This is a genomic window from Hymenobacter sp., assembly GCF_036388155.1.
Lineage (GTDB): Bacteria > Bacteroidota > Bacteroidia > Cytophagales > Hymenobacteraceae > Hymenobacter.
Genome location: NZ_DASVSI010000100.1, coordinates 13,882 through 28,846, shown reverse-complemented (window position 1 = coordinate 28,846; position 14,965 = coordinate 13,882). Strand labels below are relative to the sequence as shown.

The 14,965-nt window shown below is 62.1% G+C and carries 10 protein-coding genes; 7 read left to right on the top strand and 3 right to left on the bottom strand.

Going from position 1 to position 14,965, the window contains the following annotated elements; all coding sequences use genetic code 11:
* Positions 1-4 precede the first annotated feature (4 nt).
* The 6 genes from VF629_RS13795 to VF629_RS13770 all read left to right on the top strand — a co-directional run bounded on the left by VF629_RS13795 (position 5) and on the right by VF629_RS13770 (position 9,855).
* Entirely contained in the window at positions 5-3,412 is a 3,408-nt protein-coding gene (locus VF629_RS13795; RefSeq protein WP_331059072.1) for a hypothetical protein, read from the top strand.
* The gene (locus VF629_RS13790) at positions 3,390-4,472 is read left to right on the top strand and encodes a hypothetical protein (protein ID WP_331059071.1); all 1,083 of its coding nucleotides are present in this window, start codon (positions 3,390-3,392) and stop codon (positions 4,470-4,472) included. The genes VF629_RS13795 and VF629_RS13790 overlap by 23 nt, the downstream gene beginning before the upstream one ends.
* A gap of 113 nt (positions 4,473-4,585) precedes the next feature.
* Entirely contained in the window at positions 4,586-6,079 is a 1,494-nt protein-coding gene (locus VF629_RS13785; RefSeq protein ID WP_331059070.1) for a hypothetical protein, read from the top strand.
* Positions 6,080-6,177: 98 nt separating this feature from the next.
* Positions 6,178-6,837 carry a hypothetical protein gene (locus tag VF629_RS13780; RefSeq protein ID WP_331059069.1) on the top strand — a complete coding sequence of 220 codons (660 nt, stop codon included), beginning with the start codon at positions 6,178-6,180 and terminating at the stop codon, positions 6,835-6,837.
* A 759-nt stretch (positions 6,838-7,596) separates the two neighbouring features.
* Positions 7,597-7,980: a hypothetical protein gene (locus VF629_RS13775; RefSeq protein WP_331059068.1), complete on the top strand. Its 384-nt coding sequence runs from the start codon at positions 7,597-7,599 to the stop codon at positions 7,978-7,980.
* A 99-nt stretch (positions 7,981-8,079) separates the two neighbouring features.
* A complete protein-coding gene (locus VF629_RS13770; protein ID WP_331059067.1) occupies positions 8,080-9,855 on the top strand; it encodes a DUF5723 family protein in 1,776 nt (591 codons plus the stop codon).
* 30 nt (positions 9,856-9,885) lie between these two features.
* Here VF629_RS13770 and mgrA read toward each other — a convergent pair whose 3' ends face one another.
* A complete protein-coding gene (gene mgrA, locus VF629_RS13765; RefSeq protein ID WP_331059066.1) occupies positions 9,886-10,893 on the bottom strand; it encodes an L-glyceraldehyde 3-phosphate reductase in 1,008 nt (335 codons plus the stop codon).
* Positions 10,894-11,438: 545 nt separating this feature from the next.
* Between mgrA and VF629_RS13760 the strand changes: the two genes are divergently transcribed.
* A complete protein-coding gene (locus VF629_RS13760) occupies positions 11,439-12,938 on the top strand; it encodes a L,D-transpeptidase family protein (protein WP_331059065.1) in 1,500 nt (499 codons plus the stop codon).
* Positions 12,939-13,026: 88 nt separating this feature from the next.
* Here VF629_RS13760 and fbaA read toward each other — a convergent pair whose 3' ends face one another.
* Both fbaA and VF629_RS13750 read right to left on the bottom strand, forming a co-directional pair.
* A complete protein-coding gene (gene fbaA / locus VF629_RS13755) occupies positions 13,027-14,112 on the bottom strand; it encodes a class II fructose-bisphosphate aldolase (protein WP_331059064.1) in 1,086 nt (361 codons plus the stop codon).
* A gap of 239 nt (positions 14,113-14,351) precedes the next feature.
* Positions 14,352-14,753 carry a hypothetical protein gene (locus VF629_RS13750; RefSeq protein WP_331059063.1) on the bottom strand — a complete coding sequence of 134 codons (402 nt, stop codon included), beginning with the start codon at positions 14,751-14,753 and terminating at the stop codon, positions 14,352-14,354.
* Positions 14,754-14,965 lie beyond the last annotated feature (212 nt).

Sequence of the window (14,965 nt, the reverse complement as noted above, 5' to 3'; positions counted from 1 at the left end):
TTTCATGGCTAAAATCCTGCGTTTGCACGATACCGGCTCCAGCACCCACGAAGGGTGGGGGCCCACTGGTAAAATTGGTCCCCACGAGGTGGAGCGGCTGCGCGACCCGCAAGGTGGGCGCGCCGCCAAGGTGGCGGTGTCCATCCCGTCGCCGTTTGCGCGCATGCACTTGGTGGAAACCGCGTTGCGGTTTGTAACGCAAGGTGGTGCAGCCCAGGACTCGGTGTATCACCAACTGGTGAGCCACTTCTGGGACGTGTGGGAAATGGTGTTCAACTACCACCAGCGCAAGCTGGCCAGCCAGCGCCTGCAAATCCGGGCCTGGCGCAAGGACGAGGAACTGGCCAAACTGCGCGCCAACCCCGCCACCCGGCCCCTGGCCGACGTGCTGAGCCTGTACCTGGACGGCCGCTTCGCCAAGCTCACCGAGCTGCACCTCATTTACTTCCCCGGCGCCAACGGCGTGCCGCAGCTCATTGGCGGCACTTCGCCGCTCACGCTGTTTTTCCCGGCGCCCAACGTGCGCCCGCTGCCGGTGCAGCGACCCCAGGGCGGTGGCTATTATTTCGACAGCACCTACGTGCCGCTGGCCAACCGCGAAGCCGCGTTTCGCGACTTCGTGTACCAGCAGTTTGTGGGCGACCCAGCCCTGACGGCCATGGCCCCGCTGGTGCGCGACACCCTGGACCGCGGCCTGCTGCAGAAGTGGGCCATGGAAGGCGGCACCAACCTGGGCATTTTTCCCGCCCTCACCGACGCGTCGAACAACCAGATTGACGTGGCCGGCGTGTTGCTGCGCGTGCGCCCCGACGAGGGCACGGTGCGCAACTCGGACCTGTTTATCCGCCCCAGCAAGCCCGGCGTGGCGGGCCCGTTGCCCATAGTGCTGCGGCCTGGCCTGAAAGCCATCGGCAAGCGCTATTTCAACGAAACGATGTTTGCCGACAGCGGCGCCATCATTTCCGCGGCTGATGCCCGCCCCCTCAAGGAGCGGACGCTGCCTGGCCCGGAGCTGCCGTACCCTTACCTCACGGTGAACGACTTGCTCGAAGACACGCTGCTCACGGTGCCCTACGAGGTGGACGAAGCGCGCTTTCACTGCGGTTACCTGAAGATTGCGCCCGGCTTTAAGCCCAACAACTGGCCACTGCTGCCTATCAAGCCGGCCTACTTCGACTACTTCTCTGCCCAGGATTTAACCGAGCACCTGAGCATGGAGCTGGACCCGGCCTGCGTGCGCGTAAAGCTGCGGGTACCCGTAAGCGGCGGCGATTACGTGGACTACGAACGCGCCTACTACACCAACCCGCAGGGCGACAACCTCGGCCGCTTGCTGGTGACCAACGTGGCCCTGTCGGTGTTTCCCTTTGTGAAAGTGGTGGACGCGCCGCAGTACAACGACTTTTACAAAGTCATGCTGGTGGATGCCAACAACATCGACCCAAGCATGGTGACTAAGAAAGTCGACCTGAAATTTTGGGTGGACGGCCGCCCGCTGGGCGAAACCGGGACCGGCCAGAGCGCTACGCGCTACGAGCGCACCCCCAAAACCGGCCAGGACGAAGGTAGTACCTACTACGAAGTGCGCGGCACCCACTTCGACTATCTGGAAGTGCAGAACCCCGCCCCGGCCGCCGGCTCGGCGCTGGTGATTCCGAAGTGGCCCGAGGTGCGGCAAGGCACCAAGGAGTACCGCTTTGCCATCGACTTCGGCACCACGAACACCCACGTGGCCATGCAAGACAACCCCGGCCAGGAGCCCAAGCCGTTCAGCTTCGGCCTGACCGATACGCCGGTGGCCCTGCTGAAAAAGAGCACCGGCGAGCCCGACCGCACCGCCTACGAGCGCCTGTACCGCGGCATCGACGACGACCCGGCCAACTTCGTGCAAATCAAGCGCTGGCAGCAGTACCAGGAGCGGGAGTTTGTGCCGCCTATAATCGGCCAAGACAGCTCGCCCTACGCCTTCCCGGCCCGCACGGCCACATACGAGGCCAACAACTACGCCACTCAGGAACTGAGCGTGTTGGGCAACATCAACGTGGCTTTCGGCATCATCACCGAGGAGCAGCGCCGCCCCAACTACCACACCAACCTGAAGTGGGACAACAGCTTGAACCAAGCCAGCACCAACCGCGTGCGGGCTTTCTTCCAGGAAATTCTGCTGCTGTGCCGCGCGAAAGTGGCCCTGAACGGCGGCAACCTCGCGGCCACGCAAATCACCTGGTTTGCCCCGCTGAGCTTCTCGACCTACCAGCGCAACCTGTACCAGCGCGAGTGGGACACGCTTTTCCACCAGATATTTCACACCACCAACTCCATGCCCTGCATGGTGGAAAGCACGGCGCCGTACTATTACCTTACCCGCCGCAACATCGTAACCCTGGGGCCGGGCGAGAACGCCGCCTTCATCGACATCGGCGGTGGCACCACCGACGTACTGCTCTACGCCGACCGCAAGCCGGTGCTGAGCACGTCCTTCCGCTTTGCCGGCAACGACCTGTGGGGCGACGGTGGCGCTGAAGTACGCGGCGCTAAGGACAACGGCTTGGTGCGCTTCGGCGTGGCCGGGGTGCAAAGCGCGGTGCTGTCGCCCGCCGCTCGCCGGGCCCGCGAATACGTGCTGGTGGCCGAAGGAACCGACAATTTCGGGTCCGAAGACGTGGCCAGCTTCCTGTTCAACTACGACCAGCTGCTGGGCTTTAGCGAGCGCCTGCTGCGGGCCGAGCACTTGCGCGTGCTATTCTATCTGCACTTTGGCGCCCTCATTTACCACGTGGCGCAGGTGGTGGTGGCCAATGGCCAGCAACTGCCGCGCTACTTGTGCTTCACGGGCCGCGGCAGCCTATACGTGCGCCTGCTGGCGGCGGGCACCAACCTGCAGCCCGTGGAGAAATTGGCCCGCCTCATCATGGAAAAGGCCACGGGCCAGACCATGCCGGCCGACTTCCGCATCAAGCTGGCCGACGACCCCAAGCAAACCACGGCCAACGGCGGCGTGCTGGCCACCGGCCAGATTCCGCAAGACCCGCCGCTGGTTCGCCCCGTCGGCATCGCTCCGGACCCGGAGAACCCGCAAGCTGACAAAGGCGAGCACCACCTCGAAGCCGCGGCCGTGACCGACGACATTAAGCAAGCCGTGCTGGCCAACGTGCGCGCCTGCCTGAAGCTGCTGCTCGAAGACCCCGAAGTGAAGCGCCTGCAAGCCGACCTGGGCGTGAAAAACGACCCGGGCCTGGTGATGGCGACGCTTGACCGTCACATCAGCGACTCGTTCAACTTGTACCGGCAGCAGTACGCCGACGTGCTGCGCGACGGCGACACCGTGCCCGAAACGCTATTCTTCCTGCCGTTCAAAAACGCCCTGTATGAGCTATCCAAGGTGCTTCATGACGCGCAGCCGCTTAACTAGGCACCTGGGCCAAGGGGCGCTGCTCTGGCTGCTGGTATTCGGCAGCGGGCAGTCCACTTTGGCCCAGCCCCGCGCCGATTCGCTGCGGGAGGCGCCGCTAACCTCGGTGCAGGATACCGCCGCTGTAGTGGCGCCCGGCACCGCTGTGGAAGCCGAGTCGTCGAACTGGCCCCTGATACTTGGGGTGCTGGGGGGCATTGCCCTGGGGGTGTTGGGGGCGCGCATGTGGTCGCGCTCGTCGCGGTCGCGGCGTTCGTCGCGGCACCGGCCGGCTGTGCCCGAGACTTCTATTGCCGCAGCGGAACCCGTGAGCGAACCAGTCAGGAAGAAGCCGGCCGAAAACGTGCCGCGCGGCCCGAAGGTGCAATCGTTGCGTGGGGTCCAGACGCCACCCAACCTGCCGCCACCCGCGAAAGTCCCGCCAAAACCACAGACTGGCGGGAAGCCAAAAAACAAATCCAACAAGCCCAACCAACCGACTCGCTCTGAGTCGTGGCCTGCCATTTCCCCCCGTTCAGCTATGAACCCAAGCACGCCCACCGGGCCGCCCGCCGGCGACGACCAGCCCCTGGAAACCGGCCAGACCGTGGAGTGGTCGGCGCCTACGTCCACGCCGCCCGCCATTCAGGAGTTGATTGACTCAACGGCCAACGAAATTCCCATTGACCGCGATGCCCGCGTTGAGTCGCTGGAGGCGTTGGAAGCAGCGGCTGCCGCTGCCGCACCGGCAGCCTCCACAGGTCCATTGCATTACTACGCCCCTGCTCCCGACGTGCCTAGCATCGAGCACCGCAAGTTCAGTCCCAACCCGCTGCCGCAGATGCCGCTGCTCATTACGCTGCTGCAGGCCGACGCCACCACGGCGCAATTTTCCTTCAGCCCGCAGGCCGACCAGTCGCGCATCATCGGCAACGGCGTGCGGGAGCTAAAGGAATTCTTTGCCTTCGAGCTGCCGCCCACCGAGCAGTTCACTACCATCAAGAATCTGGCGCCGGGCAAACTGGAAAAGCGCGACGACACTTGGCACGTGGTGCAGAAGGCCGGCATTGCGCTGAGCTAGCTGGTGGAGACGCATATTTGCGTCTCGTCGTTGAACAATAAGGCCCGGGCAACTCCTGGCGGCGCGAACGATGAGACGCAACTATGCGTCTCTACGGTTTGTAACCTCTTTTTATGCTCTTTATAGAAATTGCGCTAATCCTGGCGTTGGTGGCCTGGCAGGCCGTGGTGTTTTGGCGCAACCGGCAACTCATCGAACGGGTGAGCGCCATGTACCCGCCCGCGGGCCGGGTGGCCGTGCAGCCCATCCCGTTCACGTCGGCCAACCCGGACAAGAATTTTGAGGTGCATTACGATGCGCTCATCACCCGCGACGCCTCGCCGGAGTTCAGCCAAATCATTGCCGACACCAACGAGTACCTGCAAAACAACCGCGGGGCGGCCGCTGACTTTGGTATCCTGAAGGACATTTCGGAGCGCCACGCGGAGGCCCTGGACGAAGAGATTCAGGCCCAGATTGCCACGCCGCTGTACTTGGGCTTGCTGGGCACCTTCACGGGGGCCATTCTGGGCTTGTTGTCGCTAGTGGGGAACCCCTTTGCTGATGTGGTAACCGACCCAGCCCTGGACACGTCGTTCAGCAACACCGACGTGCAGCACTTCCTGGGGGGCGTGCTCATTGCCATGGTTGGCAGCTTGTTCGGGCTGGCTTTTACGCTGGCCGGCAACCAGCTGCTGAAGCAGGCCCGCGCCGTGCGCGACCGCAACATCAACGCCTACTACACCTACCTGCAAAAGGCGCTGCTGCCCAAGCTGAACTCGGATATGCAGGCCGGCATGGCCAATTTGAAGTCGGTGCTGGACACGTTCAACGCCGAGTTTTTTAGCCAGATTCAGAACGACTTTTTCAGCAAGATTCACGAGTTCACGCCGCTCATTGCCAGCATCACGGAGAACGTGAGCGTGCAGAAGCGCTTCCTGGAACAATTGGAGAAAATTGGGTACTCGGAGCTGGCCAACGCCACCGTGAAGGTGTTTGACCGGGTGGACGAAAGCGCGCAGACCTTTGAGAAATTCCTGGGCTACCAGCAGGCGCTGAACAACACCGTGACCCACGGCGCCGAAGTGGCGCAGGTAATCACGGCGCTGCTCAACCGACTCACTGCGCTGGAGCAGGGCCTGGCCAGCGTGCCGCAGTACCTGCAGCAGCACGACGACGCGCTGCGGCAGCAAGTAGCGTTTTTCAGCCAGCACGGCAAACTACTCGCTGACTTGGGCGCGCAAATTCGCCAGGGCGTGAGCGAGGGCGTGCACCGCATGGACCAAGAGCTCGACGGCCGCCTGGTGGAGCTACAGAAAGAAGCCACCGAAGCCCACGAGCAGTGGCAACGGCATTTCCGAGAGCTCAACCACAACAACGTCTACCAGAAAATCACGGAGTACCTCAATCCCTTCACCGAATTACCGGCTCAGCAACAGCAGCTCAACGTGCTGCAGGAGCGCCAAGCGTCTTTGGCCGCGCAGGCCATGCAGCGCATGGAGGCCCGCCTGCTGGCCGATGCGCAGTTGCAGCAGCAGCTCTTGCTGCAGGTGGACCGCACCAACAAAGTGCTGGAAGAAATCACGAAGCCAAACTGGTTTCAGCGGAATGTTTTAGGCAAAAAGTAACGCGGACGTTTGGTCAGCTTCTTCGTGCCATTATCACCGTTTTAAGGCGCCGACTGAAAGTCCGCGCTACTGTCCACTAATCCCGACTACCTCCATCAATGAAAGAGAGCAAGGATTTCTTCTGGCCCAGCTACGTGGACCTCATGACGGCCTTGTTCCTGACCATGTTGGTCATGTTCGTGCTCAGCTACAAGCTGTTCCACGACAAGGAAGCCGGCCTGCGGGCGGCCAACAAGCAGCTGAACGTGCAGCTGCAGGAAAAGAAGAAGCTGGACGAGATAAAAGCCGCCCTTAAGCGGCTGGAAAGCAATTATTTCATCTATAACCAGCGCTACAAGCGCTACGAGCTGAACTTCCCGGTCACGTTTGCGCCGCAGAGCGCCGTGCTGCCCGCCGTGGCCCAAACGCCGTTGGTGAAGGCCGGCCGCTTCCTGCTGAGCCAAATGCAGGCCATCAAAAACGATGAAAGCGTGCAGTACCTGATTGTGGTGGAAGGCCGCGCGGCCAAGGACCTCCGCTTTCCCGCTTCCGACCCGCGCAACGCCGACGGCCCGGCCGTGCGCCAGCTCAGCTACAACCGCGCGCTGGCCGTTATTCGGCTGTGGGAGCAGGCCGGGCTGCGCTTCCCCAACAACCTGGAGGTGGTGGCGGCGGGCAGCGGCTTCCGCGGGGCCGGCCGCTACACCGGCAACCAGGAGGCGCTCAACAAGCGCTTCATCATTCAGATTCAGCCCAAAATCGGCTCAATCGGGAAATAGCACAGGGCGCGCTGAGAAACCTAATTGGCTAGGCTGTGTGGACAGCAAACCACAAGAACGTCATGCAGAGCGCAGCGAAGCATCTCGCCCGCAGTCACTGGTTAGTGATGGCACGCGAGATGCTTCGCTGCGCTCTGCATGACGTTCTTTTTTATTTAGGAAGTAATAGTGTCCACACACCCTAGTTCATTCGCTGTCCGAATGGTGTGGGGGGCGTGCACATGCGTCTCATTGGAGGGCTGCACCCCTGTTATTGAAGCTGGTTAGGAAATATCTCGCTTGCCGGTCCGACGCCCTATGCGTCCGACCGGTTGTAGGTCAGCGGCCCTGTGGGTGTCGTGTGCGGCAACCGGTCGGACGCTTAGGGCGTCGGACCGGGCGAAGCCGGCTTCCTGTAACGGCTTTATTAATAGGCGAAAGCACTTTCCTCGACGCCGTTTCACCAAGGCTAGCGGCTAAGGCAGCAGCTTCGTGGGAGGCGTTTTGCGCACCAAGACGCAGGACACTCAAGGTTCAGGGAACCGGCAAAGGGGGAGTCGAATGGAAATATACCTAAAAGTGGGTATTGCCCTGGGCCAAGCCAGACAGGACCTTTGAGTATTGAATTCATCCTGTTTAATCTTTTTTATGCAATGTCACAGCTCTCCTTTTCCATTGGGCACTCAGCGGCCCATGGCTTTCGATGTAGCTGTTGCACATGCAGATGAGAGGCCGCTGGCTGCCAGCCAAGTACATGCAGGCCTCTTCAGCTTTTCATCAATGCCCTCTCTTACTAACTCTAGACTTTTGGAGATGAGCAAGCTCTTCGACGCGTTGTTGCTTCTGCTGCTGGTGGGCTCGGTGGTGGCGGGGGAGGGGTGGCCCGGCGCTCACTCCGCTAGCGTGCTGCCCGATTGGCTGCTCCGGGGCGCCATGGGAGTCATTGTGGGCTTTGTCGCGCTCAAATTGAGGCACTTGGCCCAGGGAGCCAACCTGCCCATGGTGTCCTCGCTGCGTTTGTTGGGAACGGGCGTGGTGGTGCTGCTGGCTACTGAGCAGCTTGGCTGGCAGCACCACGGCTACTTGTCGGTGCTTGGGGGCACAGTGGCCTCGGTGGGCGCCGTGAGCCTGCTGTTGAGCCTGCACAATACGCTGCGGACGTAGCGCCTCGCCAACCGGCGCTCCACTTCTTTTTCCGAACCACTCTTGGCGGGCGCGGCTCCGCCTGGCTACGCCATTGTCCTCATCTTTTTCTGTTTTTTTATGTCTAAACCCCTACGCTCTGCATTTCCGCTCACCTTTTTTCTGCTAAGCCTGTTGCTGCTGGCCCAGACCGGGGCTGGCCAAGGCTGGACGGGCCTGGCCCTGAGCAACTACGGTGGCACCAACAACCTGTACATCAACCCGGCTTCTTTGGCTGACTCTCGCCACAAGTTCTACCTGAACCTGGGCGGGGCGGGAGCCAATTTCTACAATACCTACCTCCAGCTCGATTTGCCGGGGCCAGCCCGGGAGTTCATCAATGGCACCCGGGAATTGCGCTCTGAGTACCTCAATGAGCAGTTGGCGGGCGGAACAAAAGCGGCCAGCATTGTGGGCGAGGGGCGGCTGCCGGGCTTCATGCTGGCGTTGAGCCCGCGCGCGGGGCTAGCCTTCACCAACCGGGTGCGCGCGTTTGCGCAGGCCAGCAACGTGAGCGAGAGCCTGGCCCGGCTGGCGCGCTATGGCCTCGACGACGCCAACCGATTGGGCCTGGCCAACAAAGTCTTCGACGACAACAGCTTCAACCTGACCACCGGGGCCTACCACGAATTTGCCCTCTCCTACGCCCGCACGCTCACCGTCAGCCAGGAGCATTTCTGGAAGGCGGGCTTCACCGCCAAGTACCTGGTGGGCCTGGGCGGTGGCTACGTGCTGAACGAAGGCACCAAGTACCAGGTGTACGACGGCGACAGCATCCAGCTCCAAAACCGCAACCTGAGCTACGGTTTCACCAACCCCGATTTCTACGACCAACCGAATTTTAGTGCGGGCACGCTCTACGGCAGCCAGCGCCTCGGCCGCGGCCTGGGCCTCGACCTGGGCGTGGCCTACGAGTGGCGCCCCACTTTCGACAAGTACGCCTACCGCATGGATGGCAAGAACTGGGACGACAACTCAAGCAATAAGTACCGCCTGCGGGTGGGACTGGCCCTCACCGACCTGGGCGCCATCAGCTACAACAACAGCCGGTACGTGCGCCAAGCCAAGCTCGCCAACAACCGCACCGTGCAACTGGGCCAGCTCGATACCCTGAACATCAAGTCGCCGAATGACCTGGCGCCGACGCTGCAACGCCTCGTGGGCCTGAGCAGCCAGAGCAAGCGCTTCCGCAGCGCGCTGCCCACCACCTTGCGCCTCACCGCCGACTACCGCCTGGTCAACCATCTCTACGCGGGCCTGATTTGGACGCAAAGCCTGCTGCCGGCGTCCACCATCGGGCAGCGCAGCATCAGCAGCCTGGCCGTCATTCCGCGCATCGAATTCAGCCGCTTCGAAGTGGCTACCCCCATCATGCTCGCCAACCGCTACCAAAAGCTGCAAATAGGCGCCATGGTGCGCATGGGGCCCATGTTCATCGGCTCCGACAACCTGGGCGGCCTGCTGAGCCTGACCACCACCACCGGCGCCGACGTATACTTCGGCGTAGGCCTTGCCCTGCACCGCCACCGCCACAAAGACAAAGACGGCGACCTGGTGAGCAACAAGCTCGACAAATGCCCCAAAATAAAAGGCTCGTGGGAAACCAAAGGGTGCGCTCCTGCCCCCGTGGTGACTAACGCCGCAGAAGCGGCCCCCGCAACTGCCCCAACCGAGCCAAGCGCACCCGCAGCCGCCCCAGCTGTCACAGAAACGGCAACCCCAGCCGTGGCCGACCCCGCCCCCGCCCCCGCAGCGGCTACGGTTCCGGCCACCACTCCGGCGGCTTCCGAAGCGGTGCCCGCACCAGCTGCGCCGGTCACGCCCGCACCGGCCACGCCAAGCAGCCCCATTCGGTAGCTGCCCGGTAAGGCCCGGCTGCTTAGCCGGCTAAGCAGCCGGGTTTTCGGTACGCAGAATCTGGTCTATTGACGATAGCTCCTCGGAGCTGAACTGTGTGTTTTCCAGGCAGCGCAACGAGTCATCCAGTTGCTCGGGGCGGCTGGCGCCGATGAGCACCGAGGTCACCCGTTCGTCCTTGAGCAACCAAGCCAGGGCCAGTTGCGCCAGGCTTTGGTTGCGGGCTTGGGCCACTTCGTTGAGGCGCCGCACCTGGGACAGGCGCTCATCGGTGAGGTTATTTTCGGTGAGGAAGCCCACGCCTTTGGCCACCCGCGAGTCGGCCGGAATTCCCTTCAAATACTTGTCCGTAAGCAGGCCTTGGGCCAGCGGCGAAAACGGAATGCAGCCCACGCCTTCCTCGCCCAGCAAGTCGAGCAGGCCGTCTTCCACCCAGCGCTCAAACATGGAATACTTGGGCTGGTGAATGAGGCAGGGCGTGCCCAGCTCGCGCAGCAGGCGAAACGCCTCGGCGGCTTCGGCCGGCTGGTAGTTGCTGATGCCCACGTACAGCGCCTTGCCCTGCCGCACAATGAGGTCGAGCGCAGCCATGGTTTCGGCCAAGGGCGTGTCGGGGTCGGGGCGGTGATGGTAGAAAATGTCGACGTAGTCCAGGCCCATGCGCTGCAGGCTTTGGTCGAGGCTGGACACCAGGTATTTCTTCGAGCCCCACTCGCCGTAGGGGCCGGGCCACATGAGGTAGCCGGCTTTGGTGGAAATGATGAGCTCGTCGCGGTAGCTCCGGAAGTCCTCGCGCAGCACCCGCCCAAAGTTCTCCTCGGCCGAGCCGGGCGGCGGGCCGTAGTTGTTGGCCAGGTCGAAGTGCGTCACGCCGCTGTCGAAGGCCCGGCGCAGAATGGCGCGGCCGTTGGCCTGCGTGTCCACGTCGCCGAAGTTGTGCCACAAGCCGAGCGAGAGCGCCGGCAGTTTGAGGCCGCTGTGGCCGCAGCGGCGGTAGGTCATGTCTTGGTAGCGGGCCGGGTTGGGCAAGTAGTGCATGGGAAGTGGCGTGAGTTAGGGAGACAATAATAAGCCCCGCCGCCATTGGGAGCGTCAGGGCTTATGGTCTTTTCAACAAAAAATACAGACTTCAGGCCGCCGGCTGCTGCAATTCAACTCTTCAAAAACACCTGCTTCGAGCAAGCTACAAATGCCACTTCGCCGTTGCCCAGCCACATGAGTGGGTCGTGCTGTTCTTATTGAGCGACCTAGTACGGTAGGGGTACCCATCTGGCCTTGCAGGCAGCTAGGCTAGCTGTATTGTAATGGGTGGCTTCAGTCCTCTAACACGGCTGTTTAGCTCATCAAATGACACGGGTAAATAATTATACTATTGTATATAAAAAGGCCTTAGAAATACTTGGAGCGAGATTTTTGGGCTGAATCAATCTCACCAAAAGAAGCTCAACGCACTGCCAAACGCCCCTTTAAAAGGTCCGTTCACCGAGCGCCGGTGGCCATTGAACTAGAAGGCCAAAAAGCCCTTTTTAGGCTTGGTAAATTTGGTAAATTCTCAATACCGAATTATCCTTCTGCTGCCGATAATGAAAAATATTTATACTTCGTTTCTGTCTTTCGGCTCCTGGTTTACTCAAAATGTTGCCACAATTATGCCCTTGCGTTGGGTAGGTTTGGTGTCGCTGGCGTTGGTGCTGGCGGCCCACGCGGGGCAGGCGGCGGGTTCGCCGGCTCCCGACCGCGTGGTTGCGGCCCTGCTCCGACAGCCCCTGGCAATGGCCAGCGGCGATGACTCGGTAAGCGCTAAAAAGGTGATGGATTTCTACGCCCTCAGCGGCTTTGCCCCCGTGTGGACCCGCCCCGACGGCGTAGCCCCCGAAGCCCGGACCGGCGTCAAGCTGCTCCTAGCCGCTGCACGCTACGGCCTGAAGCCGGCCGAATACCACGCCACGGAGTTGGTGGCCCTGTTCGATTCGCTGTCCGTCGCCGACGACCAGGCCGCCGCGCGCCGGGTGCGGGCCGAGCAGCAGCTCAGCGCCGCCCTGCTGCGCTTTGCCCAGCACCTGCACGAGGGACGCATCACCCGCTCCGACCTGCGCCCGGCTTCCGCCACTGCCACCGTGGCTTTCGACGGGGTGGCCCACTTGCAGTACGCTCTGCGCAGCGGCCGCTTCGCCGAAGCTTTGCTAGAAGCCCAACCTGCTTCGCGCAGCTACGTGCGGCTGCTCCACGCCTGGCACAATTTGCTCAACACCGACAGCGCTGCCGCCCAGCGCGTGGCCTTGCCCGTGGCCATCAACCTGGAGCGCCTGCGTTGGGAGCCCACCCCCGATTCGCTGTACATCGCCGTCAACATCCCCGCTTACACCCTGCAAGTGGTGCGCGGCGCCCGCGTGGCGGCCAGCCACCGCGTGATTGTGGGCAAGGCGGCCACGCCCACGCCCGAACTCTACAGCCGCATCACGTTCATGCAGGCGGCGCCCGAGTGGCGCGTGCCCCAAAGCATCGCCGCCAACGAAATGCTGCCCAGGCTCCGCCGCGACCCGGACTTCCTGAACGACCGGGGCTTTGAGCTGTACAATGCCGCCGGCAAGCGCGTGAACCCCTACCGCGTGGACTGGGACCAAGTGAAGCCCGAAGCGTTTCCCTACCAAATCCGGCAAACGCCTTCCGAAGACAACGCCCTGGGTGAAGTGGTGTTTCGCTTTGCCAACCCGTATGCGGTGTACATGCACGACACGCCCGCCAAAAAAGCCTTCACCGCCAGCACCCGCGCCCTGAGCCACGGCTGCATCCGGGTAGAAAAGCCGGTGGCCCTGGCCCGCTTCCTGCTGGAGCGCGACGGCAAGAACGCCACCAACCGCCTCGACGACTTGCAAAACAGCCTCGACAGCGGCCGCACCAAAGCTTTCGGCCTGCAAGCCCCGGTCACGCTGCTGGTGCGCTACCTGACCTGCGAAGCCGACGGCGACCGCCTCCGCCAGTTGCCCGACGTCTACGGCCGCGACAAAGCCCTGGCCCAAGCCTGGAACGACGTGCTCCCGACCACGCTCGCGCCCGTGATGCCCGTGCTGGCCCAGCGCTAGACACTTAAAAAACGAAAAGCCCCGACATCAGCAACGATGTCGGGGCTTTTTTATCTTGGGCAGTAGGAGTGAACCCTGCGCCAGCTGCTTAGGGCCGGCGGTTGATGCAGTTCAAGTCCTCAAACGCCTGCTTCAGGCGCGCCACGAAAGTCTCTTCGCCCTTGCGTAGCCACACGCGCGGGTCGTAGTATTTCTTGTTGGGCGAGTCGGCGCCGCTGGGGTTGCCAATCTGGCCCTGCAGGAAGCTCTCGTTCTTCACGTAGTAGTCCTTGATGCCTTCCCACAGCGCCCATTGCAAGTCGGTGTCGATGTTCATCTTGATGGCGCCGTAGCCGATGGCCTCGCGGATTTCCTCCTGGCTGGAGCCCGAGCCGCCGTGGAACACGAAGTCGATGGGCAGCGCCTCCGTGATGCTGTGCTTTTCGCGCAGGAACTCCTGCGAGTTGTGCAGAATCTTGGGCTGCAGCTTCACGTTGCCGGGCTTGTACACGCCGTGCACGTTGCCAAACGCCGCCGCGATGGTGAAGCGTGGGCTGATGGAGCTGAGCTGCTCGTAAGCATAAGCCACTTCCTCGGGCTGGGTGTACAGCTTGCTGGAGTCCACGTCCGAGTTGTCCACGCCGTCCTCTTCGCCGCCGGTCACGCCCAGCTCAATTTCCAGCGTCATGCCAATTTTGGCCATGCGCTCGAGGTAGCGCTTGCAGATTTCGATGTTCTCCTCAATTGGCTCTTCCGACAAATCCAGCATGTGCGAGCTGTAGAGCGGCTGGCCGTGCGTCTGGTAGTATTTCTCGCCGGCGTCGAGCAGGCCGTCAATCCAGGGCAGCAGCTTTTTGGCGGCGTGGTCGGTGTGCAGCACCACGGGCACGTCGTAGAGCGCGGCCATGTGGTGCACGTGGTAGGCGCCCGAAATGCCGCCCGCGATGCTGGCCCGCTGGCCGTCGTTGCTCACCGACTTGCCCGCGAAAAACTGCGCGCCGCCGTTCGAAAACTGAATCATGACGGGCGAATTCACCGCTTTGGCGGTTTCGAGCACGCCATTCACGGTGTTGGTGCCGGTCACGTTCACGGCGGGCAGGGCAAAGGCGTGGGCCTTGGCGTGGCGGAAAAGGTCCTGCACTTCGTCGCCGTGCAGCACGCCGGCGCGCAGGCCGGTAAGGGTTTGGTCAGCCATAAAAATGGAAATGATGCGGCACGCCGCGGTGGGATGAGCAAGTGAACGATGCGGCCTGCCGCAGCAGCGCCCCGGCAGCAAAGTACGGTCGGCGCTGCCTAACGTGAAAGCATTCGGCCGAAGCAGTGGCGCAGGGCCGCACCACGCGCCTTTGTGCGCCGCTTGGGCACAAAAAAGAGGCTGACCGTTGCAGCGGTCAGCCTCGGGGCTTCACTCATTTACGCACACCCAAGGGCCAGCTACACGGCGGTCATCATCAGCTGCTGATAGAACACGCCGTGCTTGCAGGTGATTTCGAGCTGATAGCGGTAGTCGCCGGGCAAAAGGCCCAGGCCGCTCAGGTTCAGCTTGATGCTTTGCTCGCCCGCGCTGCGCCCTTTGCGCACCACGCCGGCCACCTTGCGGCCGTCGAGGTCCAGCAGGTCGAGGCGCACGTCGGCGGCCATGTTCAGCGTGAACGGCACGGTGGTTTCGCCTCGGAACGGGTTGGGGTAGTTCTGGCCGAGGCTAAAAGGGGCTTTTTGCAGGGGCTCGGCAGCCGGGGACGAGTAAAAAGGAAGGTCGGGGGAGACGCTGCAGCCGCTGACGGCAATGTCGGAAAAGAGGGCATCGAAGGCGAGGTCGCCAGGGTGGGGGTTCATTTGCAGGTAAGGTGAAAGAATTGCGATGGAAAATTATATAGTAATTAGATATATAGGAGTAAATAAGGACGAGAATTAACTGCTCTCGAACCGTAAAATAGATATTCTGTAATCCAGATAACATCCCAAAGATTGAATGCTCATCGCAGCAAGTGAATCGATTATCGATGATTTGGGTAAAATTGTCGTTGAGCCGCCCCAGCGCGCCAGTG

What these genes read in the sequence shown, in the direction of transcription:
- VF629_RS13795 (WP_331059072.1), top strand. Translation starts at nt 5, where the DNA reads ATGGCTAAAATCCTGCGTTTGCACGATACCGGCTCCAGCACCCACGAA.
- VF629_RS13790 (WP_331059071.1), top strand. Translation starts at nt 3,390, where the DNA reads ATGACGCGCAGCCGCTTAACTAGGCACCTGGGCCAAGGGGCGCTGCTC.
- VF629_RS13785 (WP_331059070.1), top strand. Translation starts at nt 4,586, where the DNA reads ATGCTCTTTATAGAAATTGCGCTAATCCTGGCGTTGGTGGCCTGGCAG.
- VF629_RS13780 (WP_331059069.1), top strand. Translation starts at nt 6,178, where the DNA reads ATGAAAGAGAGCAAGGATTTCTTCTGGCCCAGCTACGTGGACCTCATG.
- VF629_RS13775 (WP_331059068.1), top strand. Translation starts at nt 7,597, where the DNA reads ATGCCCTCTCTTACTAACTCTAGACTTTTGGAGATGAGCAAGCTCTTC.
- VF629_RS13770 (WP_331059067.1), top strand. Translation starts at nt 8,080, where the DNA reads ATGTCTAAACCCCTACGCTCTGCATTTCCGCTCACCTTTTTTCTGCTA.
- mgrA (WP_331059066.1), bottom strand. Translation starts at nt 10,893, where the DNA reads ATGCACTACTTGCCCAACCCGGCCCGCTACCAAGACATGACCTACCGC.
- VF629_RS13760 (WP_331059065.1), top strand. Translation starts at nt 11,439, where the DNA reads ATGAAAAATATTTATACTTCGTTTCTGTCTTTCGGCTCCTGGTTTACT.
- fbaA (WP_331059064.1), bottom strand. Translation starts at nt 14,112, where the DNA reads ATGGCTGACCAAACCCTTACCGGCCTGCGCGCCGGCGTGCTGCACGGC.
- VF629_RS13750 (WP_331059063.1), bottom strand. Translation starts at nt 14,753, where the DNA reads ATGAACCCCCACCCTGGCGACCTCGCCTTCGATGCCCTCTTTTCCGAC.